Source organism: Nostoc sp. 106C (assembly GCF_002154725.1).
Lineage (GTDB): Bacteria > Cyanobacteriota > Cyanobacteriia > Cyanobacteriales > Nostocaceae > Aulosira.
In genome coordinates this window covers 1-24,335 of record NZ_MTAW01000014.1, presented here as the reverse complement: position 1 = coordinate 24,335, position 24,335 = coordinate 1, and the positions used below count along the sequence as shown (strand labels likewise).

Below are 24,335 nucleotides of genomic sequence, written 5' to 3'. Positions count from 1 at the left end.
CTCCCCACACTTCCCACACTCCCTTGTCCCCTCATCCAGCATGGGAAATTGATATGACAACAACGACTGACCTCGATTTTCGCGCTCGTGAGGCACTACGTCTAATCGGCCCCGATCCAGAAAACTGGGTGAGCGATCGCCCAGGCATTGACCACAATGTCACAATAGTAGGTGGCAGTGGTAGCGGTAGTGTCTTTGCATTTGCCCTACGGCGTGCAGGCATTGGTCGCGTCACGGTAATCGATGCAGCCGAGGACGAAGCTCATGCAGGTGTGTGGCTGACGCGAGCGCGGATGAAAAAGCTTCGCACACCGAAGAACCTACCCGGCCCGGAATTAGGCATTCCGGAATTGTCTTTTCAAGCTTGGTACGAAGCGCGGCATGGTGCTGAGGCTTACACGGCAATTGACCGCATTCCACGAGTATTGTGGGCTGAGTACCTCAGCTGGTATCGGCAGTTCCTTGGTATTCAGGTTCGCTACCGGACAAAGTTGGTGCGAGTTGAGCCAGTTGAAGGTTTCTTTCGCCTGCACCTTGAGGTAAACGGTGTCCCGCAGGTGGAGACTACACGCAAAATTATCTTTGCTAATGGTGTGGCTGGTACTGGTGGCCCATACATCCCACCAGTACTAACTGATGTATCACGCACGCTGTATGCACATACTGCTGATGCTATCGATTTTGCAGCACTGCGCGGTAAGACTGTAGCAGTGCTGGGTGCGGCGGCTTCAGCTTTTGACGCAGCAGGAGTAGCGTTAGAATCAGGAGCGAAGGCGGTACATTTGTTTGCACGGCGCTCGGCGATCGCATCTCTGCCAGTGATTCGGGTGCGGGGTTATCCTGGTGCTTACTACAATTATCCACAACTGCCCGATGCAGCTCGCTGGTTCCAGGCATGGCGCTTTCGCCAGGCAGGTTCCACACCACCACCGGATGCGATTGAGCGAGTAATCGCCTTTCCCAATTTCCACCTGCACCTATCTGCACCTTGGAAATCAGCGCAGGAAAAGGGCGGGCGTATCGTCGCCCAAGCGAACGATAATACTTTTGAGTTTGATTTTGCGATCGCTGGTACTGGTTACTTCGTTGACCCGACAAAGCGCTCCGAACTAGCCGACTTTGCACAGCATATCGCCTTGTGGCGCGATCGCTACGAAGCCCCAGCCGACCAGCGCGACGACGATTTGGGAACGCACCCTTACCTCGGTAGCGCCCACGAATACTTAGAGAAAGTACCTGGCACTGCGCCCTATCTGAAAGATATTCATGTATTTAATCCTGCTGGTTTCGTCAGCTTCGGACTGCCAATTGGTGATGTACCCAGCATTCGCCGTGATGTGCCTGCAATAGTATCGCGCATCAGCCACGACTTGTTCTTCAACGATTGGGAAAAGCACGAAGCACGCATCACCAGCGATAACATCGCCCCCGACTTTGAAGACTCACTGTACGCCGCCGCAGTTTGGAAACAGCCAGCTAAGGCGGGGGTTAGCTGAGTCTGCGTAGTATGCACAGGGAAACAGCGGAAAAGGTTAAAGGAATGTTTTTTCCCTTTCCCCCTTACCCTTTTCCCAATCTCTAAAGGAGTTACAACTATGCCTGTCCAACACATCAGCAATAGTTCATTGCCTTATATTTTCTCACCTGTCTCTGACAATGCTAATCAACCCGCACCTTTGGTGTTGTTTCTGCACGGAGCGCGCGCTCGCGGCAACGATCTAAATGTACTGCTAAAATGGGGCCTACCTCGTTTCGTGGATGTGTCAGCCTCATTACCTTATGTCTTTGCAGCCCCCCAACTTCCTGAAGGGCAAACCTGGGTAGAGCGCGAGTCAGATGTCATTGCTTTGCTCGATGAACTTATCGCCTCCCAACCCATCGATCCGTCCCGTGTAATTATCTCTGGGTTCAGCTTAGGTACAGCTGGCGCTTGGCATATCGCTGTTTCTCATCCTGGGCGCTTCGCTGGTTTGGTAGCAGTATCAGGTCGTGTACCCAAGACATTAGAAGCAAGCCAACTAGCTGCACTCAAAGAAATTCCCATCCAAATATTCCAAGGTGGAAAAGACGAAAAACTACCGATTGAGGATACAGAGCAGATTGTCGCTACCTTGCGCGGAGTGGGGGGGACAGTAGATTTTACAGTGCTACCTGATGGCGATCATTTTATTGCCGATGAGGTATATAGCGACTCGAAGTTGCAACAATGGCTAGTATCACAAAGCCGTCGCGCATCTGTAGCTGTCTGAGGGTACAAAAAGGAAAAACTAGGAGGACTTTATAGATCCCCGACTTCTTTGAAGAAGTCGGGGATCTGAACACCCCGACTTATCAAAATTTAACGACATACAAACATCACTATGACTTTACCAACTACGAATCTCGGTAAAACTGGATTGATTGTTTCGCGCCTTGTTCTTGGCACGATGACCTTTGGATTGCAGACTGATGAAGAAACTTCCAGGGTAATCCTTGACACAGCCGCCGATGCTGGTATCAACTTTCTCGATACAGCCGATGTTTATCCCCTGGGCGGTGGAATTGCCACAGCCGGACGCACCGAAGAAATTATTGGACGCTGGCTCAAAGGCAAACGCGAACATTTTATACTGGCTACCAAAGCTGTAGGCAAGGTTGGCCCTGCACCTTGGGATCAGGGTGCTTCGCGCAAACATATTTTAGATGCGATCGATGCTTCCCTCAAACGCTTGGGAACTGATTATGTCGATCTGTATCAATTGCATTCTGATGATGCCTCAACTCCATTGGATGAGACTCTAGAAGCCCTTGATACGATAGTCCGGGCGGGTAAGGCACGTTATATCGGGGTTTCTAATTTCTTAGCTTACCGACTTAGCCGCGCTTTAGGTCGCGCTAATGTGCGGAATTTGACTCGCTTTGTCTCGATTCAGCCCCGCTACAATCTGTTATTCCGTGAAATTGAGCGAGAACTTTTGCCCCTAGCGCAAGAAGAAGGGCTAGGTGTAATTCCCTACAATCCTTTGGCGGGTGGTCTGCTTACTGGGAAACACAATCTTACTCAAGGCCCCACCGCTGGAACTCGTTTTACCTTGGGTGCGGCTGCTGAACGTTATCAAGAACGTTATTGGCACGATCGCGAGTTTAATACTGTTGAGGAATTACGCACAGTAGCAGATTTGGCTGGATTGTCACTCACTACTCTAGCACTGGCTTGGGTTTTGGCAAATCCAATTATCACTGCCCCGATTATTGGTGCTAGCCGTCCAGAACAACTTGCTGACACTCTCAAAGCAGTGGAAGTAAAACTCGACGACAATTTAAAACAAAAGCTAGACGATATCACAGTTGAATATCGTAGGGGAGATGCTGTGCGCTAAAATTGCTAACCCAGCGATTTTATAGAGCGATATGCTGAAAATTAGCCAAGCAAAATTGCATGATGCTGAAAAGATTAAAGCTTTTTACAATCAGTGTGGTTACGGAGGCGATCTGAGTGAGGAAGCCTTAATCTTCATTGCTCAATTGGAAGAGAGAATAGTTGGTGCAGTACGTTTGTGTCCAAATACTGGTTTCTTTGTGCTTCGGGGAATGCAGGTATTAGCTCCATTTCAGCGTCAAGGTGTTGGCACGCAGCTACTTCAAGCCTGTACTGAGCAATTTGCCGATCGAGTTGGTTACTGTATTCCGTGGCAGCATTTGAAATCGTTCTATCAACAAGTAGGGTTTCAAGAAGTTTCACTGATTGAGCTTCCAGACTTATTGCGTGAGCGATTTAATAACTACATTTCCAGAGGAATGAATGTCATTCCAATGGGTCGAGTGCCAACCGCACAAAACAATGAATGGTGAAATCAGTTCTTTTCGATTTCGATGGAACATTGCTCGATCGCGATACCTCGATTCAGCAATTCATCACAGCACAGAATGATGGCGATTTGGAAACGCAGTCCACACTGGATGGAGGCAAAACAAGCAGATGCAATCATCAATGAACTGAATGAGATTCCCTCTATTCTTCAAGTTAAGCGTAGTTGAAAATTATCAATTCGGTAACATTTGTTAATGCATAAGACCACAGAGGAAATACATACACATGACAGTCTTTTTGTCAACGACAATCTTGAACTGGATGCGATCGCAGCAAAGCAGGCTGGAATGATTGGGATCTGGCTGGATCGGTATCGTGTCAAGTTGGAGGATACTCCTCGAAGCGTGGAACGCATGAGCAGACTCACTGAAATGAGTGAAATACAGGCAGATTGTGATGATGTTAGGGAGAAGCTGAAGTGATACGACGCGATCGCCGTTCTTTAATCAAAAGTCCTCGTTCATCTCAATCGTTCCAACGTGCTGCTGATGCACCCCAATTACCAGCGACTCCATTCAGGTTCATTTGCTATTTTGTCAATCAATTTCGCTGGTGGTATGTAGCAGCAGTAATTTTGGAGGTGATACACGCAACTTGTGGCATTATGTTGCCTTATGCCATTGGCGAGATTATCCGCAGTGTAACGCGATCGCCGGGCGACAGCAAGCTCATTTTTGATGCTGTGAAGCAACCCCTGATGCTGTTCGTCGCCTTGAGTGTGGGTGAAGTGATATTCGGGCGATCGTCGGGATTGTTGCAGACTATCCTGCACCCAATTCACCGACAGCACATCGTCCGCTCTCTATACGCCTACTTGCAGCACCATTCACATCGCTACCTGAGCAGTAGTTTTGCTGGGGCATTGGCCCATCGAATTAGCGAAACTTCTTTAGGTGTAACCCAGACGATGCAAATGATGATTACTGAATTTATGCCTGTAATCATTGTGTATACTATCGCTACAATTGTACTGTATCGCGCCTATCCTCCCCTAGCTGCACTTGTGGGAGTATGGGCAGTTCTGTTCATTAGTATTTCGTTCTGGCTAGCAACTCGCTGCCGAATTTATTCTCGCAGAGCCGCAGCTAAGAGAAGTGAGACAACTGGTATCATCGTAGATGCGGTAACAAATCTTACCAGTAGTCGACTATTTGCTCGTTTGGATTTTGAACGACGTTATTTAAATGAGCAATTAAGGCGCGAACTCAAAGAAGTGAGACAGTCCAACTGGTACTCAGAGCGAATTCGCTGGTTTCAGTTTATCTCAGCAGCGATTTTGAAAATTGGTACTCTGTATTACTCACTTTATTTGTGGAGTCAAGGAGCGATCGCAACTGCTGACTTTGTGGTTGCAACTAGCTTATCGCTGTTGATCATCAGTGAAGCTCGCAATTTAAGCAAACGCTTTCTAGAATTCTTTGAACATATTGGCAATGTCGCCAATGGTGTCTTCACCATTGTTCAACCCCACGAGTTAATCGATCGAGATAGCGCGATCGCCCATTCAATCACTAAGGGTCGCATTGAGTTTCGGCGCGTGAATTTTAATTATTCAGATGAGAAAAAAGTATTCCACAACCTTTCTGTTACCATCCAACCAGGACAGCGTGTCGGATTGGTAGGCTTTTCTGGCTCTGGAAAATCTACTTTTGTTAATTTGATTTTGCGTCTGTTCGACCCCCAAGGGGGACAAGTTCTCATTGATGGAGTCGATATTCGCGATATGACTCAGGATGCACTCCACGCCCAGATTAGCTTGATTCCCCAAGATCCGTCTCTGTTTCATCGCACGTTACTGGAAAATATTCGTTACGGACGATTGGAAGCCAGCGATGAGGAAGTGATGGAAGCCGCACGCAAAGCTTACGCTCACGATTTTATTGCACAGATGGCTGAGGGTTATCATTCCTTGGTGGGCGAACGCGGTGTTAAACTGTCTGGTGGACAGAGACAACGGATTGCGATCGCGCGGGTAATCCTCAAAGATGCACCAATCCTGATTTTAGATGAAGCCACCTCTAGTCTCGATTCCATCACCGAAAAAGCGATCCAAGACACCTTAGATTTGGCAATGCATGGAAAAACCGTGATTGTAGTAGCTCATCGCTTATCCACCATCGCCCATCTAGATCGCATTTTGGTATTTGACCAAGGTCGCATTGTCGAAGATGGTAGCCACAATAAACTATTGGCAAAAGGCGGTGCTTACTACAGGTTATGGCAAATGCAGGCAGGTGGATTTTTACCTGAAGAAGCTAGCGATCATAATTTATCCGACCTGCAAACAGGATAGTAGGTACTTACAGAAAGTCGGCGCGGGAAAAGCTCACTCCGGAAGGTGGGATGAGCTTACATGTTTTAATGAAAAGCAGATTGAACAAATCAATGAAATCAAATGCTTCATGCGCCGAGATTCAATTTTTTACAAACTATTTCAACAATACCCCAGTTTATTATTTGAACTATTGACAAATCCACCAATAAATGCCAAGTACTATCGGTTTGATTCAGTCGCTATCAAAGAGCCAAAATTTGAAATCGATGGTGTATTTTTACCACCAGAAAATGACAGTTCAGGGATTGTATATTTTTGCGAGGTTCAATTTCAAAAAGACGAAAGGTTATATGAAAGGGTATTTGCGGAATCTGCACTCTATTTTTACCGCAACCGTGACAGATTTAGTGATTGGCAAGCAGTCATAATTTACCAATCTCGCAGTCTCGAACAGGGTGATATTTATCCCCATCGCTCATTACTCAACGGTGGACAAGTACATCGCATATATTTAGATGAGTTGGGAGATATTCGCATCTTACCTTTATGGGTAGCACTGATGGTGTTAACCACACTAGATGATGAACTTGCACCCCAAGAAGCACGGTATTTGTTAACTAGAACCTCTCAAGAAGCGTCTGAAAGTGCAAGTCGCGCCATAATAGAGATGATCGTGACAATCATGGTTTACAAGTTTGAAACATTAACTCGAACTGAGGTAGAGTCAATGCTAGGAATCACGCTCAAGGAAACGCGAGTTTACCGCGAAATTAAGCAAGAAGGACGAGAAGCGGAAGCGCGATTGCTTATTCTTCGTCAACTGACTCGGCGGGTGGGAGAATTACCTCAAGAATTGCCTGATCGCATTGAAACTCTATCCCTAGAACAATTAGAAAATCTTGCCGAAGCACTGTTAGATTTCACATGTGTAGCTGATTTGTCGTCTTGGTTAGAAGCAGTTGGGAATTAAATTAGTAGCGATCACCTGACTTGTACACTAAGTTAAACATTACAGCTATTACCCAATGCGATCGCTTTTACAATTTAAACATCGCCAGTCACAACAGCGATGGCAAAGCCGTCATAGCCTTTGCTACCTACAGTCTGAATTTCTGTAGCACTCACACGCATTTAAAAACTTAACTGCAAGAATGCGATCGCATTCTTGCAGCATATAGTAAAAATATCCATATCTCAGGCATCATTTCTTAGTCTTAGATTTCGATACAAGTGCCTGAACCGATTGACCGTTTTGGAGAGCATCCGTAGGATTAGTAATTAACATCACATTAGGGCTTAAACCAGAAACCACTTCAACTTCAGTCCCATAGTCTCGTCCCAACTCTACTTTTTTGTACCTAACCTTACCTTCCTTCGTTACGCTTGCTACTTGTACACCATCTGTATTAATCATCAAAGTATTAGCCGGGACTAACAAAGGTGGATGAGGACGTTTAGTCTGAAACTTGACTTCAGCATACATTCCTGGTCGCAGCAAATTTTCCGAATTCTTCACTTCAATTTCAGTTAACAGAGTATTAGAATTGGCATCTAAAGCATCAGCAGTACGAATCACTTGACCAGAAAAAGTTTTTTTCGGTAGCTCATTAACACGAATTACCGCATTTTGTCTGGGCTGAATTGATTGAACAAAAGCTTGGGGAACGTTGATTCGGATACGTAAAGTATCTGTTTGAGCAATCTTAAACAACCAAGAATTTCCATTATTATTGTTGCTGCCAGCAGAAATCAAAGCTCCTGTATCCACGTTGCGCGCAGTAATTACACCTGTAAAAGGCGCAACAACTTGTTTAAATGATTGTAGAACAGTTGTACGTTGCAAGTTTGACTTACTAGCAGCCTTACTTGCAACAAACGCATTAATGTTAGCTTTTTGAGATTGAATTGCTGCAACAGCAGTATTCACATTATCTCGCTCGGATTTAACGCGAGCAACTAACGCATCTACATTTGCTTTATTTGCATTAAATGTTGATAGACGCTCATCAGCAGCCTGTGTAGCAACAGCTCCTTGCTTTTGCAGTGCTTGCCAACGTTGCCAAGTTTGACGTGCTAATTCTAGGTTGGTACGTGCCTGAACTAATTCAGCCTGTCTAGCTTTTAAGTTTGCTTGTGCTTGAGCAAGACTACTTTGTTTTTGTACTAAATCTGCTTGCACTTGTGCCAGATTAGCATCAGATTTTGCCAATTCAGCAACAGCTTGCTGCACATCTTGGTCAGTTTCCGGTGCATCGATTACAGCTAATAATTGTCCTGCACTTACCCGGTTGCCAATATCCACTAATCTCTTTTGTAAGTAACCACTTGTACGAGCATAAATTGTTGTTTCTCGATTAGCTTGAATAGTAGCTGGGAGAACTAACTCAGTAGTATTAGATGCCAGCTTTGGCTTAATTACATTAACTGTAGTAACTTTAGCTGTTGTAGATTTAGCAAAGGCATTTAATTCTGATTGCTTTTGTATGCGCGGGATAATACCAATTGCTAACAGTCCAGTGACAACAAAAGTTGTCGTGGCAATAATGGTGATAGAGCTAAAGCGATTTTTTTGATTTGTTGCCACATCTGATGTGATATCAGAATTTTCAATTTGAGACTTTTCTTGAGTATCCATAGTTGATATATTTAAACATTCCTCTTGATTGCTTTACCGATTGACTACAGTTAGTTTGACAGCAGATGATGTTTCTTCCTCTAAATTTTGGGGTTGTTTACGGCGCAAAATACTATAAATTACAGGTACAAAAATTAAAGTTGCCACTGTTGCTGCTAATAAACCACCAATCACAGCACGTCCTAAAGGAGCATTTTGTTCGCCACCCTCTCCTAAACCAAGAGACATTGGTAACATCCCAATAATCATCGCTCCAGCAGTCATCAATACTGGACGCAAACGGGTATAACCTGCGATTAAAGCCGCAGACACAGCTTTTTCTCCCATGAGACGTTGCTCATTAGCAAATGTGACCAGTAAAATACTATTAGCAGTCGCCACTCCAATACTCATAATTGCACCCATTAAAGAAGGGACGCTAAAAGTCGTATTGGTAATAAACAATATCCAAACAATTCCAGCTAAAGCATTTGGCAATGCCATCATGATAATGAACGGATCGAGCCAAGATTGGAAATTTACTACCATTAGGCAATAAACTAATCCAATTGCAAATAGCAATCCCACTTCTAGTCCTAGAAAAGATGTGTTCATGGTTTCTATTTGGCCTTTGACTTTAATTGATGTTCCCCGTGGTAATTCATGCTGAAATTGGTCAACTATTTTATAAACCTCTTGAGCTACAGCACCTAAATCACGACCTTGCACATTTGCATAGATATCAAAGACAGGCTGTACATTGTAATGATTAACCACAGCAGATGCTTTACCACGTTGCACAACAGCAAGATTACTTAAGAGTTGTGATGCGTTAGCGCCATTAGCTACAGGTGTGTTCTGAATCTTTTCTAGGGAGTTAAGTTTATACTGAGGAACTTGTACAGCTACTAAATAACTAACTCCTTTAATCGGATCGAGCCAAAAATTGGGGGATGTTTGACCGCTAGAACTTAATGATGTGAGTAAGTTATTGGCGACATCCCTTTGAGTTAAACCAGTACGTTGTGCCTGAGAACGATCTACATTAATACGTATTTCTGGGGCATCGACAACTTGATGTAAATGAACATCAACTGCTCCAGAAATTTTTTCTATCTTGGTTTTGATTTGTTTAGCAATTTTGTAGTTATCCCGACGATTTTTGGCAGGGCCTATAACTTGAATATCAATGGGAGCTGGTAACCCAAAATTAAGAATTTGAGTTACTATATCCGCAGGTTGAAAAAAGAAGGTTAATTGGGGAAATTGGGCAGTTAATTCTTGGCGAAGTTGTCGCACATATTTCCAAGTAGAGTGATGTTTCCCTTCTTTGAGGGCTACAAGAATTTCTCCATCACCAGGCCCTATAGTTGCTGTGTCGCTAAAAGCAAGGTTGACTCCACCTACAGGTACACCAATGTTGTCAAGAATAATTTCTAATTCTTGCTGGGGAATAATTTGGCGAATCGCGTTTTCAACTTGAGTAAAAATCTGTTCTGTTTTCTCAATTCGCGTTCCAGCAGGAGTGCGGACGTGCAAGCGAAACTGACCCGCATCTACTTGAGGAAAAAAGTCTTGACCGACAAAAGGTAGCAAAACTAAAGCACTTACCCAAAAAGCACCAAACAGTGCAAAAACAATACCGCGATGATTTAGAGCCTTGGCTAAAGTATTGCGATAGTGTTGGCGAAATCTTTCAAATTTGCGGTTAAACTGCTCATGAATGCGCCAGAAAATATCTTTTTTTTCAACTTGGGATGAGAGGTGAAGATTCTGTTCAAAATTTTCATGCTCAGTATAAAGATGCACTTCTTTACCAAGTAGAAAATTTGCTAACATCGGCACTACTGTACGTGATAGAAGATAAGAAGCAAGCATTGCAAATACAACCGCCATACCTAAAGGCATAAATAGCGATTGTGCTACTCCAGTTAAAAAAATTACAGGTATAAAAACAATACAGATTGCTAAGGTGGAAACAAAAGCCGGAACAGCTATTTGTTGCGCGCCATCTAAAATAGCTTGTTTAAGGGGTTTTCCCTGCCCAAAATTACGGTGGATATTTTCAATTTCTACTGTGGCATCATCTACTAAAATCCCAACTGCTAAAGCTAGACCTCCTAAGGTCATAATATTGAGAGTCTGTCCTATTAATCTGAGGACAACAATCGAACAAAGAATTGATAGAGGGATGGAGATGGCGACAATTAAAGTACTACGCCAACTGCCTAAAAACAATAAAATCATGGCAGCAGTTAAGCAAGCAGCAATTAGCCCCTCAGTTAATACTCCTTGAATAGAAGCTTTAACAAATATAGATTGATCGAATAGTATGTCTAAATCTAATTCTTTAGGTAATGTGGCTTGAATGCGTGGTAATGTTTGTTTGACACGAGCCACAACATCTAAAGTCGAAGCACTACCGTTTTTGAGGATAGTCAATAAACTAGAACGTCGCCCATCTCGACGGACAATATTGTTTTGCACAGCAAAGCCATCATGGACTTGAGCAACATCACGCATATAAATGACAGTACCGTTGATTTGTTTAATTGGTATATCATTTAAGGCTTCTATCACTTGCGGACTGCTATTGAGCCGAATATTGTACTCGCGATCGCCTAGCTTGGCATTTCCCGCAGGTAAAATCAGATTTTGGGCAGTGATAGCAGTTGTGACATCAGTTGCAGAAAGACCTTTAGCAAATAATGCTTGCGGGTCTAGATCTACCATGATTTGCCGAGGTTTCCCTCCATAAGGTAACGGTACAGATGCACCTTGAACGGTCGCTAGCTGAGTACGCAGAAAATTATTGCCGTTATCGTAAAGTTCCTGCTCTGATAGTGATTTACTACTAACACTTAGTTGGAGAATTGGCACATTAGACGCATTGTAGCGAATAATCAAAGGAGGCGTTATTCCTGGCGGTAAAACCCGCAGAATGGTTTGAGTAATCGAAGTAAGTTGAGCTACTGCTGCCTCAATTTTGGCTCCTGGTTGGAAGAAAACTTTAATGACACTAACACCATTTAATGATTGGGATTCAATGTGTTCAATATCATTAACTGTAGTTGTAAAAGAGCGTTCGCTGGTTGTAACAATACGCTGTTCCATTTCTTCTGGTGAAACACCGTTATAAGACCAAATTACACTGACAACGGGAATATTAATTTCTGGAAAAATATCCGTTGCCATACGTGTAATTGTGACTACTCCTAAGACAAAAATTAGTATGGCAGTGATTACGAAGGTGTAGGGACGGCGAAGAGCAAGTTGAACAATCCACATTGTGTTTTAGTTTAAATTATTCTTTCTTATTCATTCTCTCAGGGTAATTAAAATATCAAAAACGCAGACTGTACAGCAGTTCCCCAGATTAAAATCTGAAGGTAGTATTAAGCCATCCAACTACGCTATCAGGATTGCTTGCCTTAAAGTCTGGTGAAGTAAGCCAGATTACCCCTGGCGTCATCGCAATATTGTTGTTGAAGTTATAAATTTGGATTTTAGTCATTTACTTCCAAATAAAATTGGCTGAATGCCTTCATTTGCAATCAGCTAACTAGATTTCTGAGCATTGACCGGAACTAGTACGGTAAATTGGTAGATTTACCGTATTTTATGTATATTCATCTTTGCATACAGATATGTAAATTGCAAGACCCTATACTTCTTCAACAATCAATATATAATATTTCATGCATAATTTTATTTAGCCTTAATGATGGGAAATCGCGGCGAAACAGACAAAACCTGCCTGCATGGGTTAATGTATTAATTACATGTAAATAAATCTTGTTTATATAGTAATAAATGATAATAATTTAGTGCTAAAAACCCCAGTATCTTGGTCGTCTAAAAAGTATATATACCAAGTTCGACTAAACAAAATTTCTTTTTCCAGCAGCATATCGCTGCAATAAATCCTCAGCAGTTATCTTCATCTATACACTTACCATGAAGCACAACATATTGCTCTAAATTAGCCGCTTCTACCTCAATGTCGGTTAACTCATATAACCGAAATCAAAGAAGGCGATCGCTGCTAATGTAGTGCAAATTCTTTGCATTGTTACATTAGTTAGTGATAAGGCGAACATTACAGGACAACCAGATGCAAACTTTGGATAATTTTGAAATACGAATAAATCGCTCATTTCCTCCCTGGACACTAGGTAAAGGTCTTTGCGTGGCTGAAATTTATATCAATAATCAATCACTGATAGAATTAGTGCGCCGATTGGGGTCATTCAAATTTGACCGTGAACAATATATGTCTGAATTGTGCAAACAGAGCTAACAAGGCGATGAAGCGGACAATTCTGGCAGGGCTTGTAAGCACGATAAATAACCTAGTCTCCTTCATCTCTCTTGTCTCTCCAAAGTTCTGAGCGGAGGAAGCCTCGCAAGAGACTTCTCTCCTTGTCTCCCTTCCCTTAGCCTTTTTGTCTCTTCAGGTACACTAACTGCTGATAGAAACAGCTGGAGTCATCATTTGCCTTTGCTGTTCCTGTATCCAACTTTCAAACAGTTCATTCAAAAGGCGCACTCTCATAGGTTCATCTAGTTGTGCGGGGATAAATTTCTCTAACTGCACAATCACAAACCATTCAGCAATGCGAGTTGGCGGTAAAACTTGACCTGGTTGAGTGTTAGTCAGTAATTGCGCCATTGCTGGATGGAGTTGGCTGAGTTCAATGGGGCCAACTAATCCCCCTGTTTGCGCCTCCGGGCCTTTTGAATATTCCCGTGCTACTTCTGCAAACGACTGTTCTTTGGCTTGAATGCGGAAGTATAGTTCTTGAGCTATTCCTATATCTTGAGTGCGCAGCAGAGAATAAATTACTTTGTCCAGTTTGGCTTTAGACTGAAAGAAATAAGATTCGAGCTTTTTACCCCAAGTCACTTGCTTGAATTTTTCAACTTTCAGCTTGCGCACAGTCAGAGCTTCTAGTTGATTGGCACTAAGACCGAGATATTCCATCCACGCTTTGACATCGGCTTCTGATGCTAACTGCCTCTCAGCGAAAAATTGCTGTCTAGCATGAGCGATTTCTTCTGGAGTACAGTCTATGGATGCGATCGCCTCATCAATAATTAATTCCCGTCGCAACTGTGGCAGCATTTGGTAGCCAGCCAGTAAGGGGATCAGTTCATCAGCCGTGATTGTACGGTTACCAATTCTTAGTATTTCAGTCATTAGGTGTTAAGTATATAAAAATATATTATGGGCTGTTGAATTTTACATTCTTTAGTTTTCGATACTGATTCAGCAATCTGCATAGCAACTCTGCCATCGCAAACTCAGTAGTGAGTGTTCATACCAACTTTGGTTAAATCTTTAGGTAAAGACTGTTAATCTAAAAGCCAAAATTGGTATCAGTTGCTGCCTCTGGTATACTCAACATAATTGTAATTTCAAAAATGTGTTGCTTATTATAAAGTTTCGTCGAAGATAATATTTATCTCCTTAGGTAGATACAATTGAAACATTTCTTTATTCTAAGCTGGGCAAGTTTTCAGGCTCAGTCATCTTACGATTAATTTTTAACTACCTACTAAATATAGAAGGTTAAAAATTTATAAAGACGATTTGGCAATTCGTGCCTAAGCTAATGTGTTTTTAAGTTGCGTCATCCATATTCCCATAAAGACGCTGTGAACCAGCGCTAGGAGACAGTTAGCTTAACCAAGGCAACTAGGGAACCCGAAAACAGATGTAGGGATGCAGTTTGAATGATGATTAGCTTAAGCTCCAGATATAGCAATTTGGACAAAGAAGAGAAGTTAGCAGATACGCAAACTCATTGTTCTTGTCTGTAACTTCTCGCTATAAATGAATGCTCAAAATTCCTTATTGCCATGCAATGGTGATGTTTCCTCCTATAAAGACTCTAGATAGCTTAAAAGGTCTGCCATTTCTTGGGCACTCGGTTGGAACTTTGGCATTGGCGGCGTTTCCCCACTGATCACTTGGTGAATCAGCCCATACCGAGACTTATGCTTTGAGACACCTTGCAAACTTGGGCCTACTCGCCCATCTGCTTGCCAGCCATGACAACCAGCACAATTAATTTGAAAGATAGCGTTTCCTTGAACAGGATTTCCTGTGAGAGAGAGAACACTCTTGACATAGGGATCGGAAGCTCGAACCATTTGAACACCAAAAATGCCCAAAGGGATTGCTAGCAATATGGCAAGAGCCAGCAAAGCGATCCGCTGAATGAGAGTTTCAGGTTTGGTAATCTGGTTATCCAAAAGGTTTGTAGTTAAAGTTGAGGTGTGCTAAAAGTTTTTCATTTCCTACACATAGCTTAAAAGTTCTTGATTCTGTCTGCAAGCACAAAAGATGATTTTCTTGTCGCCACTCATTCTCTAAAACGCTGTAGGACGCGGGATTCATCCCCAATTTGGTAAAATCAAAAACAGGAAATGAATGTTTAATAATTGCAAAGAGGAGATTTACAGTGGTTGAACCCCTGCTCTCAGGTATTGTTCTTGGTTTAATTGTGGTTACTCTGTCTGGTCTGTTTTACGCTGCCTATAAGCAATATAAGCGCCCCAACCAGCTGGGAGGCTGAAGAGTGCTGAGTCCTGAGTCCTGAGTGCTGAGTCCTGAGAGAGTGGAGATGAGAAAGTAACATAACAATTATTCTCCCTTGTCTCCCTCTCTCCCTTGCCCCTTATTCGATATTCCTGTAGAAAGTTAGAGATGTGTTACCGTAAACTTTCTGACGGCAAATTTCCCAATTTGGAATTACTGGAGGAGTCCAATCTTGGGAACTGTGTTCAGCGGCTATTTCGCCGTCAGAATTTAAAAGCTGATAATGAGCGATCGCTTCTAATACTGGCTGGTATAATCCACTAGCATAAGGTGGATCGAAATAAATTATGTCAAATTGTTTGCCTGCTAGGGTTTTTAACTGCTGGAGTACATTCCCCCGCAATACTTTCCATTCTTGGTCAGCATGAGCTACCTGCTGCCAATTTTCTTGAATAATTTTACAAGCGCGGCTCGATTGTTCAATACCTACTACTAAGCTGGCTCCTCTACACAAAGCCTCTGCTCCCATTGAACCAGTACCAGCGCACAAATCTAGCCAGCGACAACCTGAAATTTTTCCCTGCCAAATATTAAAGACAGCCTCTCGTACCCGCGCACTAGTGGGTCTGGTGTCTTGACCAGGTATAGTTTTTAGCTGGCGATTGCCGTAAATTCTCAGAGTCATTGGTCACTAGTCATTAGTTATTAGTCACCGATTATTAGTCAAGGGTCATTGTTATTAGTCATTAGTTTAGGGCAAATGACAAATGACAAAGGACAAATGACAATGAACAAATGACAAATAAAGAAATTTAAATTGAATTATGCGGCAACTTTCTCCCGTACTTGAGCAACGAAATTAGACAAGATTTGCAATCCGATATTTGAGGATTTTTCGGGGTGAAATTGAACTGCCATCAGATTTTCGCGTGCGATCGCAGCTGTGACAGTTTGAGTACCGTGGGTAACAGTTGCAGCCCGAATTTGCGGATCGGTTGGTTCAACATAATAAGAATGGACAAAATACACCCAAGGTTGGGATGGTAAATGCTCCCATATAATACTTTTTGGTTGAGTTATTTCCAGTTGATTCCAACCCATGTGGGGAATGGTGATATCCGGTTCTGGAATAAACCGTTTGACTTTTCCACTGATAATTCCCAGTCCAGGTTGCGTACCTTCTGCACTTGATTCAAAGAGAATTTGCAATCCCAAGCAGATGCCCAAAAAAGGTTTACCAGATGCGATCGTGTCTTTTATAGGTTGTTCTAAACCACGTGCTCGCAAGTGTTGCACAGCTGGATCAAAGGCTCCTACTCCGGGCAAAACTACTGCATCTGCTTTTTCTATTTCCTTGGAAGAATGAGTGATTTTAGGAGTTGCTCCAGCTTTTTCCAAGCCTTTACAAACTGAATGCAAATTTCCCATATCGTAGTCTATGACCGCAATAACTGGCATTGACCTGCTCCTTGTAAATTTATTATGGAGGGTTTTTCTATTTTAAATAATATTTCCTATGAAGAAAAGGTTTCTATTAACTTCTTTTGACACTTGGCTGTGCGATCAACAGTCAAATTCTTCTGATGATCTATTACTAGAAGTATCCAAACTTGACACACTACCTCATTATTTGACTTTTTTGCGTCAATTACCTGTGGATGTGCAGCTTGCCAGTGATTCTGTAATTACAAAAATCAACGAACTCCAACCTGATTACATTATCTGTTGTGGCATGGCTGCCAGCCGTATGCAATTAACAGTGGAAGTATGTGCTAGTTGTGCAGAAACTGTTTTGCAAACAGAAGTGGATTTAGAGCAATTAGTTTTTGGAGCAACAGCAATTGAGATTAGCCACGACTGCGGTAAATTTGTTTGTGAGGGTCTTTATTATTCAGTATTGGATTACCTGCGCCAATACCACCTAAAAGCACATTGCATCTTTGTCCATGTTCCAGTTTTGAACCACGAAAATTTGGTAAGTATTGTTGCAGATTTCGTATTAATTATTAACAAACTGGCACTTTCATAAATTTGTCGGCGTCTGTATGGTGGAGAAAAAATTTAAATCTATGTTGCCATTGTTACTAAATTTGACCCTTGCGCAATCAACTCCTACATTACCGCCTGAAGAAGTAGTGCAACCACAAATCGTGCGTCCCTTACCAGGACAGCTCGATAAAGTACCAGTATTTAATAGCAATAGCCCAGAATTAGTATTAAAAGAAGGGATTTTACTCTCTACGTTTCCCCCAGATGGCAAAAAAGTACCAACAGCTCATTTAAATTTTCCATTTCGGGGGCGATTTGATATTTTTGCTCACCACATTGCTAAAGCTGAACCACCAGAAAATGTGCGCTCACTTTATATAGGGATAATTTTGCACAATCCTAGTTCTGCACCAGTAACAGTAAATGTGTTACAAGCAGCAAGTTACTTGAGCCAGCCAGAAGCACCCTTTATTCAGTTACCATCTTTTACAGAAAATATTTTAGGTACAGTTTTTTCTGGCCCAGGCGATCGCATTACCAGTGATGTACTTAGAGGAAAGCGACAAGAGATTTTTCCTGCCCAAATTGTCATTCCACCAAGGCAAAGTCAGATGTTACTGAATCTGCCTATTCCTGTGAAGGGACTTACCCCACCCTTAAATGGTCGGTCTACTTTGATACGGCTACGCAGTAGCGGCACAGTCTATGCAGCTAGTCTCGCTATGTTTGCACAGACAAATCCTGATGGTAGTGAGCGTGCGCCGACTTTAGATGAGTGGCAAAATTTACTCAATAATAGTGATCTAGCTGGCCCACGAGATAAAATCCCCACCCCCCTAGAGGACACTGGCAAACCCCGTGTTTATGGACGTGTCGCAGGGGTAGCTAGTGGATCTGGGTGGCGAGCCTTTTTGGTTGATAATCCTCAAGCTAGGTATTTAACTATTCCCCAGCCTGGTCAGGCGTTGTCTTACGCTTTAAGTACCGTGCATGGTGGCAGCTTAGGAACTAGTCAAATTCAGAGTGCTAATATGCTAGTGCGCTATCCTGACACCGCATACCGCGCTCATGGCAACTATGGAATTCAATACAGCCTGAAATTGCCACTATATAACAATACCCAAAGTTCACAAACTGTTAGCGTAGCAATCCAAACGCCACTGAAAGAAGATTCGTTGGTAAAACCTGGCTTACGCTTTTTGAATACACCATCTAATCAGGTGTTCTTCCGGGGTACGGTGCGAGTCCGTTACAACGATGACCGAGGTAAGCCGCAAACTCAGTTTATCCACTTGATGCAAAAGAAAGGTCAACTAGGAGAACCCTTGACTTTATTAAATATGCCAGCAGGCGATCGCAGATTGGTAGAAGTAGATTTAATCTATCCGCCAGATGCTACGCCGCCGCAAGTATTGACAGTTACAACTCAGGCGAAAAGCTAGTAATGAAGGCAGAAGGTAGCCCCTATCAACTTCGTACACCACCATGCATGAAACAGAAGGGGGACAAGGTGAGACAGCGCTCTTGGTAGGGTTTCCAACGCCCTTCGGGTGACAAGGAGGATAATTCATTACTCTTAACTTCTGCCTCCTACCCTCTGCCTTATTTCGGTCGATACTCAGTACCGTCAGCACGAAAACCTTTTTGCTGTAAAATCACCTTATTTTCATGAATAATTGTCAGTTCAGTGTCAGCACCAGGAATGAATCTGACTTGATAAGTATATCCATCCTTGGAAGCAATATAGGTTGTCCAGAGTTGATTAGTTTCATTTTTAGGTAATTTTGCCGCCGGGGCACGGTTTGTCACTTCAGTTTTGTTATCGTATACATTTATATATGCCTGCCCCTTACCATAAACTCTCACTGTCTTGGTATCAGTCACGAAATACACTAGCGTGTCTGTTTCAGAAGGATTTTTATCAGGCGCAGGCTGGCTAGCTACCACTGAAATTACATCTTCGCGTACCCAGCCGACATCTTTCGCTTGTGTACTAAACTGCACTTTGTACCAAGTACGAGTGTCTCCTGAAGGCTTTTGTTTGTCTATAATTTTGACGCGATCGCCTGATTTTCCTTGGTGTATAACGTTACCGTCCTTAACTGCGGGAGCCGAACGAATATTAACCACGTTCGTGCTAGAAGAATTCGTCTTCAAAACGCCGTCACTGGGCAGAATTTGGTTTAAATTTGTCATATTGTGATGCAACCAAATTTAATTTTTTGACAATGGACGCCTCAAATGATACATCTGGGTTTCCAGATTGGCAAAAAATATACTTGAATTTCTTAATAATGCCAGCAGATTTTAGCCGATAGGCGTTAATAGTTAACGCAAACTGAGTTGGCGCTGATGTCTGCTAGCCTTATTTAAAACCCTTTGCAGGCTTTTTCTGTCCCTTATTTTGAGGCTTGGATTTGTGAACTTCTGCTACAGCTGCTTGAAATAAGTTGTGCAGATGTAGAGGAACACTAGCAATTTCCGGTAAATCTGGCTCTAGAGGTTTGTGAAATTCTTGTAACAGTGCATCCAAGTCGCTGTTTAGACGAAAATCGGAACGTTGCAGAACTGTTTGCAAAACATTTTCTAATGTATTGGGGTATTCTTGGGCTAACCTATACCATATAAAAGCATTAATACTTTTGTCTTCAAGATAATAGCGAATTAGTTTTTGAGCACCTTCAATATTTTGCCAATCTTCTGTTGATAAAATTGATTTTATTTTACTGTAAGTAGGTAAAAACATTTGTCCCCAACGAGGATGAGAAATGGCTGTTACCTGTTCTGCTTTCCTAAGTTCGTTAGGTAAATCAACCTTTGGCATCACCATTTTATTGTTGCCATTATTTTTCAATATTTGCGAGGCTACATTTGCGTCAGCACCCATTTCTTCTACTGCTGCTTTGATTTCCTCTTCACCAATGCCAGCTTCTTGGGCCATTTCTGCTATAGGTTTGGAAGTATCTATGCCTGTAGCTGCCAAGTATTTCTCAGTGATTATTTCCTGAAATTCAGCTATTTTTTTATTTAGTTGATATCCTGGTAGTGTGATTTCGTCCGTACCAAAAAATTCCACAAACTGCTGATGGTATTGGACAACAGAATTCCAAGCTTCTTCTAGTAAATCGGGCGCATCGCTGTAAAGATTATTTTTATAGGTTTCTTTAAAATTACCAATAGCTACAGCGAGTTTTGGTTTACCCAATTTCCCCATAATTGTATAATTACTGAAAAATGTCCAGTCACTCTCGGTAACAGGACAAATGCGAGTTAGCAATATTTCGCCTTCTTTTAATCGAGATATTTCCTGTAGGGTTTTGGGATTATTTGGCTTAACGAGGTAGTATTTATCTGTCAACCAATTCCTTAGCTCAAAGCCATCAGGTAGGATTTGAGCGATCGCAAATAAGCCTATAAAACTACGATGCCAACTGCTAATTAAATCGCGATCGCTCTGTGATAAATCAGGATGGCTATTTATAAATAATTCTAATGGTGAGTGCTCGCCAACTTTCCCTTCTGTAATAAAGCTATCAATAACTAAGTCTTGCTGTGTGCTATTACCATTACCAGTGCGTAACTTTCCGGCTGCATAGGTTTCTAGCGCTTTTGCTAAATCACCTTCTGCGTCCAAAACAAAATCTACCAAGGCTTGTTTAAGTGCGTGCGATCGCTCTAATATTGCATCCACAAGTTTATGTCTCTAACCAACAGAGGTAAATTATAGCTTTTAAGACTATTAGCGCATCTAGCAATAGCTAGATTTATTGAGATGCAAATTTAGCAAATTTAGCCCTGAGCTTCTTTTAAACTGGAGACAAGGCATCACACAAGGTCATTGCAGATGGTTGCAACTCCAAATTCTAACTATATTTCCTCAGAAGACTATCTTAAAGGAGAAGAAACCTGTCCCATCAAGCACGAATATAGACATGGACAGGTTTACGCAATGGCAGGAGCAAGTAATGCTCATGTAGTTATTTCTCTCAATATTGCTTCAATGCTGAGAAATCATTGCGCGTGTAGATTTTAAGTGTGCGATCGCAGATGTATATGAAGATGTCAGTTTTGAAGTTTCTCCATCTTAATTAAGGAGCGATCGCATACACCAGCAATACACCTTATCTGCATTAACCTCAAGGTAATGCTTGATATTAGCTAACTTTGTTAAGTAGCAGGATGAGGTCTTTGATATTCAATCAGCAGTTGCTTGACTTCAATCTGCTCAGATTCTAAAAACACAAGACGTTGTATTTGGTGTAATCCCAAGTTTTCAAATTCTGCTAGTTCGGAGTTTGATAACGGCCAGGGAGGACCAGAAGGTTCGGCTTCTATCTCTCGAAAACGATTAATTACTAATAGTTTCCCACCAGCAGCCACTACTGAAGCGATTGAAGAGATTACAGAGAAACGCACACTCAAAGGTAAAGCTTGGATATTGCGACATTCAAAAACTAAGTCAAAAGCAAGATGCCATTGTGAGGGCATTGCCAGTAAATCTGCAAGTACATAGTTTACAGTCGAAAGGGGAAATCGCTGCTGACACCAAGCAATAGCTGTAGGAGAAATGTCAAATGCTGTTACCTCAAATCCTTGTTTTGCTAAAGCTTCTGCATCGTCACCCAAGCCACAGCCAATGACCAGTGCCTTTTGTCCTGTAGCGGTTAGTGAATGCTTAGTCAACCAATCTTGCAGATAGGGATGGGGAGCCAACTTTGCCCAAGGAATTTGTGCTGTATCACCCTTAGCTGCGGCATATAAAACTTCAAACCATGCTGATGGTTCTGATTTTTCTAAAGCTTCTTTAGCTAATTTTGCAACATAAAGTCGTAAATTTTCTGGTTTTTCTTCAAACATAAAAACTCATACTACAGGTTAAGCCTTGTCCTCATCTGCTAATTTGCCTATTTTCTCTTATATTGTGCGATCGCCTCACCATCCTGCTGTAAGTATCAAGAAATAGAGCTACACATTTTTGATAAGTCAGACCAAAATCAAGTGTGGTTATACCAATTAAGGCTGATAAGTGTACTCGGCTGAATATGGTAGTGTATGGTCAAAGTTCAAATGCTCTTACTTGACCATTTCACTGCATAGAGGTAGCAAACTCAAATGGAGGAATCTAACTTCATCACCATTTTAGGGTTAACAGCAGGAGTACTTACGACAATCGCCTATTTACCCCAACTAATAAAAACCTGGAAGTCAAAATCAGCTGAAGATCTTTCTTGGAGTATGCTGATTGTTCTGTGTACAGGTATTATTTTGTGGTTGGTGTATGGCGCTTATGTTCACGATATTCCTATCATTGCCGCAAACATTGTCACCTTTTTGTTTGCTGGGATGATTTTGGTGCTGAAAATTAAATACAGATAAGGTGACGTGGTACTAATTAGTAACCACGTCTCGTGTTCATTGACATTGAGTCGAAGTTTTATATGTAATTCAACATTATCAAAATCAGCTCACACCACTGCTAATGCCCGAATATTAGAGAAATCTTTCCCTAATAACTGCCAGCTTTCTCCCGAATCCTGACTCATATACAGCTCATCACCAGCAGCCGCGAAAACCCTGTCTTCTGGATCTATAATTAAGGCTCGAATCATGACATCGAACTTTGACGGTAGTCCCTGTGCTAATTTCTGCCAGTGTTCGCCACCATCTACGCTACGATACAGTGCTACATTTGCTCCTTGCTTCCAAGTTGGTGGTGGACCCGCAGCCGCAGCAGTAAATAGTAGGTTTGGTTGCTGCAAAGATGCAACACAAGGTACTGTGTAACTGCGTTCTAGTCCTTCTTTGATATGTCGCCAGTGGTGACCACCATCATCACTGCGATAAAAACCATTTCCAGTCGTTGCATACAACCGCAAGACATCATTAGCTGGGACGACTGTATGCACATCCCAATAAAGTCCTTCATTGAGGCTTTCCCAAGTTTGACCTTGGTCGTGACTCCGAAAAATTCCGCCTTCTTCAACTCCAATATAAAGACCATTGTCAGCTTTGGCATCTGAAGCAATAGAGCGAACGTGAGGAATATGTGGGGGTGGTGGAAAAGTCCATTGCTCATAACCTGGGATCTGCCGGATAGAATCGCAGGGTTTCCAGTTTTTACCACCATCATGACTTTGATATAGCAGTGCTGGCGACACTCCTAGATAAAGTCGCTCCGGAACATGAGAATCAACTGCAAAGGCCCATACTTCTTCTTTTACTGGTTGTGAGTTAACCATCTGCCAAGGCTGATTTTGTCTTTTCGACCAGAGTGCATCATCTAAAGTCAATGCATAAGCTTGACCTTGGCTAGCCGCCAAAAATTTGATTGTCGGTGGTCCTGATTCAGCTGGAATTACCTTATTGTCACTTTCTAACTCAAAAAGTCCTTGTTCTGTACCAATAAAAACTTGAGACATAAGCTTTCTCTTCTTAATAAAGTTCTCTATTTCTAGAATAAGAATAAGTTTGGCTTAATATTCACCTTGCTAGAATAAAAAGTGTTACCGAATTCATCTATTTCGATATTAATTAAAATATATTTAACAATTATTACTTGTAGAAACTGCGATTTAGCTCATCAATAAAGCTGCATGGCTATGCGTCACTCCTGAACCTGTGCGACGGTAAGCTTCGAGAGCAGATAGACTCTGCTGAACCATTTGGGCTTCAGTAAGATGTTGAAAATTTAATGCTGTGTCTATCTCACCTACCTCAAATAATTCTTCTGTCGTTTGAGTAGCTTGATTTATAAGTAACTGCTCAAAATCTTCTAAATCCCCAGATGAACTAGTCAGCCATGTTAACAGGAGAGTTTTTACCTGTTCTCCTAGTAATGTTTCAAGATGTTCTAAAATTTGCTGTCTAAGATTGCTTGCTGTCATACCAATTCCAGGAAAAAATGAGACAGATGCGTAGGTTGGGGAGCCACTTACGTGGGTGGGTTTCCCGACTTGAGTGAAGTGGCGTTTGAACTGAGTGAAACCCAACAATTACAGGACTTTGAAGTGTTGGGTTTCGTTCCGAATGGCACTAAGTTAAGAGATGGCAGTCAATAATAACT

At 42.2% G+C, this 24,335-nt stretch carries 26 protein-coding genes and 1 pseudogene; 14 read left to right on the top strand and 13 right to left on the bottom strand.

The window, feature by feature from the left end:
• The first annotated feature begins 53 nt into the window (after positions 1–53).
• The 8 genes from BV375_RS00590 to BV375_RS00560 all read left to right on the top strand — a co-directional run bounded on the left by BV375_RS00590 (position 54) and on the right by BV375_RS00560 (position 7,095).
• Positions 54–1,496 carry an NAD(P)-binding domain-containing protein gene (locus BV375_RS00590; RefSeq protein WP_086756172.1) on the top strand — a complete coding sequence of 481 codons (1,443 nt, stop codon included), beginning with the start codon at positions 54–56 and terminating at the stop codon, positions 1,494–1,496.
• A gap of 99 nt (positions 1,497–1,595) precedes the next feature.
• The gene (locus BV375_RS00585; protein ID WP_086756170.1) at positions 1,596–2,249 is read left to right on the top strand and encodes a dienelactone hydrolase family protein; all 654 of its coding nucleotides are present in this window, start codon (positions 1,596–1,598) and stop codon (positions 2,247–2,249) included.
• A 111-nt stretch (positions 2,250–2,360) separates the two neighbouring features.
• The gene (locus BV375_RS00580) at positions 2,361–3,359 is read left to right on the top strand and encodes an aldo/keto reductase (protein ID WP_086756168.1); all 999 of its coding nucleotides are present in this window, start codon (positions 2,361–2,363) and stop codon (positions 3,357–3,359) included.
• Positions 3,360–3,390: 31 nt separating this feature from the next.
• Positions 3,391–3,831, top strand: a complete 441-nt coding sequence (locus BV375_RS00575; protein ID WP_086756166.1) for a GNAT family N-acetyltransferase — start codon at positions 3,391–3,393, stop codon at positions 3,829–3,831.
• The gene (locus BV375_RS37435) at positions 3,825–3,974 is read left to right on the top strand and encodes a hypothetical protein (protein ID WP_208099020.1); all 150 of its coding nucleotides are present in this window, start codon (positions 3,825–3,827) and stop codon (positions 3,972–3,974) included. Before BV375_RS00575 ends, BV375_RS37435 begins: the two co-directional genes overlap by 7 nt.
• Positions 3,975–4,044: 70 nt before the next feature.
• Complete coding sequence (locus BV375_RS00570; protein ID WP_086756163.1) at positions 4,045–4,272, top strand: hypothetical protein; 228 nt, start codon at positions 4,045–4,047, stop codon at positions 4,270–4,272.
• A complete protein-coding gene (locus BV375_RS00565; protein ID WP_243713790.1) occupies positions 4,269–6,143 on the top strand; it encodes an ABC transporter ATP-binding protein in 1,875 nt (624 codons plus the stop codon). The genes BV375_RS00570 and BV375_RS00565 overlap by 4 nt, the downstream gene beginning before the upstream one ends.
• A gap of 109 nt (positions 6,144–6,252) precedes the next feature.
• On the top strand, positions 6,253–7,095 hold the full coding sequence (locus BV375_RS00560; protein ID WP_086756161.1) for an Rpn family recombination-promoting nuclease/putative transposase: 843 nt from the start codon (positions 6,253–6,255) through the stop codon (positions 7,093–7,095).
• Positions 7,096–7,326: 231 nt separating this feature from the next.
• Here the strand turns inward: BV375_RS00560 and BV375_RS00555 are convergent, their stop codons facing one another.
• The 6 genes from BV375_RS00555 to BV375_RS00535 all read right to left on the bottom strand — a co-directional run bounded on the left by BV375_RS00555 (position 7,327) and on the right by BV375_RS00535 (position 14,997).
• Complete coding sequence (locus BV375_RS00555) at positions 7,327–8,760, bottom strand: efflux RND transporter periplasmic adaptor subunit (protein WP_086756158.1); 1,434 nt, start codon at positions 8,758–8,760, stop codon at positions 7,327–7,329.
• Positions 8,761–8,793: 33 nt separating this feature from the next.
• Positions 8,794–12,027, bottom strand: a complete 3,234-nt coding sequence (locus tag BV375_RS00550; RefSeq protein ID WP_086756155.1) for an efflux RND transporter permease subunit — start codon at positions 12,025–12,027, stop codon at positions 8,794–8,796.
• Positions 12,028–12,115: 88 nt separating this feature from the next.
• Positions 12,116–12,253 (bottom strand): carbohydrate porin, encoded by a 138-nt coding sequence (locus BV375_RS35645; protein WP_134075747.1) that lies wholly within the window; start codon positions 12,251–12,253, stop codon positions 12,116–12,118.
• Positions 12,254–12,746: 493 nt separating this feature from the next.
• Positions 12,747–12,896, bottom strand: a complete 150-nt coding sequence (locus BV375_RS36440; protein ID WP_166507337.1) for a hypothetical protein — start codon at positions 12,894–12,896, stop codon at positions 12,747–12,749.
• 305 nt (positions 12,897–13,201) lie between these two features.
• A complete protein-coding gene (locus tag BV375_RS00540) occupies positions 13,202–13,939 on the bottom strand; it encodes a peptidylprolyl isomerase (RefSeq protein ID WP_086756149.1) in 738 nt (245 codons plus the stop codon).
• 683 nt (positions 13,940–14,622) lie between these two features.
• Positions 14,623–14,997: a cytochrome c gene (locus BV375_RS00535; RefSeq protein ID WP_086756147.1), complete on the bottom strand. Its 375-nt coding sequence runs from the start codon at positions 14,995–14,997 to the stop codon at positions 14,623–14,625.
• A gap of 209 nt (positions 14,998–15,206) precedes the next feature.
• Here BV375_RS00535 and petG point away from each other — a divergent pair, with 209 nt between their 5' ends.
• Positions 15,207–15,320: a cytochrome b6-f complex subunit V gene (gene petG / locus BV375_RS00530; protein WP_086691646.1), complete on the top strand. Its 114-nt coding sequence runs from the start codon at positions 15,207–15,209 to the stop codon at positions 15,318–15,320.
• 102 nt (positions 15,321–15,422) lie between these two features.
• Here petG and rsmD read toward each other — a convergent pair whose 3' ends face one another.
• Positions 15,423–15,968, bottom strand: coding sequence for a 16S rRNA (guanine(966)-N(2))-methyltransferase RsmD (rsmD, locus tag BV375_RS00525; protein WP_086756145.1), 546 nt, complete (start codon positions 15,966–15,968; stop codon positions 15,423–15,425).
• Between the two features lie 137 nt (positions 15,969–16,105).
• Positions 16,106–16,741, bottom strand: coding sequence for an imidazole glycerol phosphate synthase subunit HisH (hisH, locus tag BV375_RS00520; RefSeq protein WP_086756142.1), 636 nt, complete (start codon positions 16,739–16,741; stop codon positions 16,106–16,108).
• A gap of 58 nt (positions 16,742–16,799) precedes the next feature.
• On the opposite strand from hisH, the gene BV375_RS00515 reads away from it, so the two are divergent.
• Positions 16,800–17,312, top strand: coding sequence for a peptidase C15 (locus tag BV375_RS00515; RefSeq protein ID WP_086756139.1), 513 nt, complete (start codon positions 16,800–16,802; stop codon positions 17,310–17,312).
• A gap of 40 nt (positions 17,313–17,352) precedes the next feature.
• Positions 17,353–18,714 carry a DUF3370 domain-containing protein gene (locus BV375_RS00510; RefSeq protein ID WP_086756136.1) on the top strand — a complete coding sequence of 454 codons (1,362 nt, stop codon included), beginning with the start codon at positions 17,353–17,355 and terminating at the stop codon, positions 18,712–18,714.
• Between the two features lie 160 nt (positions 18,715–18,874).
• On the opposite strand, the gene BV375_RS00505 is transcribed toward BV375_RS00510, so the two are convergent.
• Complete coding sequence (locus BV375_RS00505; protein WP_086756133.1) at positions 18,875–19,468, bottom strand: SH3 domain-containing protein; 594 nt, start codon at positions 19,466–19,468, stop codon at positions 18,875–18,877.
• Positions 19,469–19,637: 169 nt separating this feature from the next.
• Positions 19,638–20,963: a hypothetical protein gene (locus BV375_RS00500; RefSeq protein WP_086756131.1), complete on the bottom strand. Its 1,326-nt coding sequence runs from the start codon at positions 20,961–20,963 to the stop codon at positions 19,638–19,640.
• Positions 20,964–21,116: 153 nt separating this feature from the next.
• Between BV375_RS00500 and BV375_RS00495 the strand changes: the two are divergent.
• Positions 21,117–21,287, top strand: a pseudogene (locus BV375_RS00495) (Uma2 family endonuclease); the annotation flags it as partial.
• A 152-nt stretch (positions 21,288–21,439) separates the two neighbouring features.
• Here BV375_RS00495 and BV375_RS00490 read toward each other — a convergent pair.
• On the bottom strand, positions 21,440–22,129 hold the full coding sequence (locus BV375_RS00490; RefSeq protein WP_086756126.1) for a class I SAM-dependent methyltransferase: 690 nt from the start codon (positions 22,127–22,129) through the stop codon (positions 21,440–21,442).
• A 255-nt stretch (positions 22,130–22,384) separates the two neighbouring features.
• Between BV375_RS00490 and BV375_RS00485 the strand changes: the two genes are divergently transcribed.
• The gene (locus BV375_RS00485; RefSeq protein WP_086756123.1) at positions 22,385–22,648 is read left to right on the top strand and encodes a SemiSWEET transporter; all 264 of its coding nucleotides are present in this window, start codon (positions 22,385–22,387) and stop codon (positions 22,646–22,648) included.
• 89 nt (positions 22,649–22,737) lie between these two features.
• Here BV375_RS00485 and BV375_RS00480 read toward each other — a convergent pair whose 3' ends face one another.
• Together BV375_RS00480 and BV375_RS00475 are read right to left on the bottom strand one after the other, a co-directional pair.
• Entirely contained in the window at positions 22,738–23,691 is a 954-nt protein-coding gene (locus tag BV375_RS00480; protein WP_086756120.1) for a sialidase, read from the bottom strand.
• A gap of 153 nt (positions 23,692–23,844) precedes the next feature.
• On the bottom strand, positions 23,845–24,156 hold the full coding sequence (locus BV375_RS00475; RefSeq protein WP_086756117.1) for a hypothetical protein: 312 nt from the start codon (positions 24,154–24,156) through the stop codon (positions 23,845–23,847).
• A gap of 51 nt (positions 24,157–24,207) precedes the next feature.
• Between BV375_RS00475 and BV375_RS38545 the strand changes: the two genes are divergently transcribed.
• On the top strand, positions 24,208–24,330 hold the full coding sequence (locus BV375_RS38545; RefSeq protein ID WP_279432883.1) for a hypothetical protein: 123 nt from the start codon (positions 24,208–24,210) through the stop codon (positions 24,328–24,330).
• The last annotated feature ends 5 nt before the right edge of the window (positions 24,331–24,335 follow it).

Coding starts and splice junctions, on each gene's coding strand:
- BV375_RS00590 (WP_086756172.1), top strand. CDS start 54: ATGACAACAACGACTGACCTCGATTTTCGCGCTCGTGAGGCACTACGT.
- BV375_RS00585 (WP_086756170.1), top strand. CDS start 1,596: ATGCCTGTCCAACACATCAGCAATAGTTCATTGCCTTATATTTTCTCA.
- BV375_RS00580 (WP_086756168.1), top strand. CDS start 2,361: ATGACTTTACCAACTACGAATCTCGGTAAAACTGGATTGATTGTTTCG.
- BV375_RS00575 (WP_086756166.1), top strand. CDS start 3,391: ATGCTGAAAATTAGCCAAGCAAAATTGCATGATGCTGAAAAGATTAAA.
- BV375_RS37435 (WP_208099020.1), top strand. CDS start 3,825: ATGGTGAAATCAGTTCTTTTCGATTTCGATGGAACATTGCTCGATCGC.
- BV375_RS00570 (WP_086756163.1), top strand. CDS start 4,045: ATGCATAAGACCACAGAGGAAATACATACACATGACAGTCTTTTTGTC.
- BV375_RS00560 (WP_086756161.1), top strand. CDS start 6,253: ATGCGCCGAGATTCAATTTTTTACAAACTATTTCAACAATACCCCAGT.
- BV375_RS00555 (WP_086756158.1), bottom strand. CDS start 8,760: ATGGATACTCAAGAAAAGTCTCAAATTGAAAATTCTGATATCACATCA.
- BV375_RS00550 (WP_086756155.1), bottom strand. CDS start 12,027: ATGTGGATTGTTCAACTTGCTCTTCGCCGTCCCTACACCTTCGTAATC.
- BV375_RS35645 (WP_134075747.1), bottom strand. CDS start 12,253: ATGACTAAAATCCAAATTTATAACTTCAACAACAATATTGCGATGACG.
- BV375_RS36440 (WP_166507337.1), bottom strand. CDS start 12,896: ATGAGCGATTTATTCGTATTTCAAAATTATCCAAAGTTTGCATCTGGT.
- BV375_RS00540 (WP_086756149.1), bottom strand. CDS start 13,939: ATGACTGAAATACTAAGAATTGGTAACCGTACAATCACGGCTGATGAA.
- rsmD (WP_086756145.1), bottom strand. CDS start 15,968: ATGACTCTGAGAATTTACGGCAATCGCCAGCTAAAAACTATACCTGGT.
- hisH (WP_086756142.1), bottom strand. CDS start 16,741: ATGCCAGTTATTGCGGTCATAGACTACGATATGGGAAATTTGCATTCA.
- BV375_RS00515 (WP_086756139.1), top strand. CDS start 16,800: ATGAAGAAAAGGTTTCTATTAACTTCTTTTGACACTTGGCTGTGCGAT.
- BV375_RS00510 (WP_086756136.1), top strand. CDS start 17,353: ATGTTGCCATTGTTACTAAATTTGACCCTTGCGCAATCAACTCCTACA.
- BV375_RS00505 (WP_086756133.1), bottom strand. CDS start 19,468: ATGACAAATTTAAACCAAATTCTGCCCAGTGACGGCGTTTTGAAGACG.
- BV375_RS00490 (WP_086756126.1), bottom strand. CDS start 22,129: ATGTTTGAAGAAAAACCAGAAAATTTACGACTTTATGTTGCAAAATTA.
- BV375_RS00485 (WP_086756123.1), top strand. CDS start 22,385: ATGGAGGAATCTAACTTCATCACCATTTTAGGGTTAACAGCAGGAGTA.
- BV375_RS00480 (WP_086756120.1), bottom strand. CDS start 23,691: ATGTCTCAAGTTTTTATTGGTACAGAACAAGGACTTTTTGAGTTAGAA.
- BV375_RS00475 (WP_086756117.1), bottom strand. CDS start 24,156: ATGACAGCAAGCAATCTTAGACAGCAAATTTTAGAACATCTTGAAACA.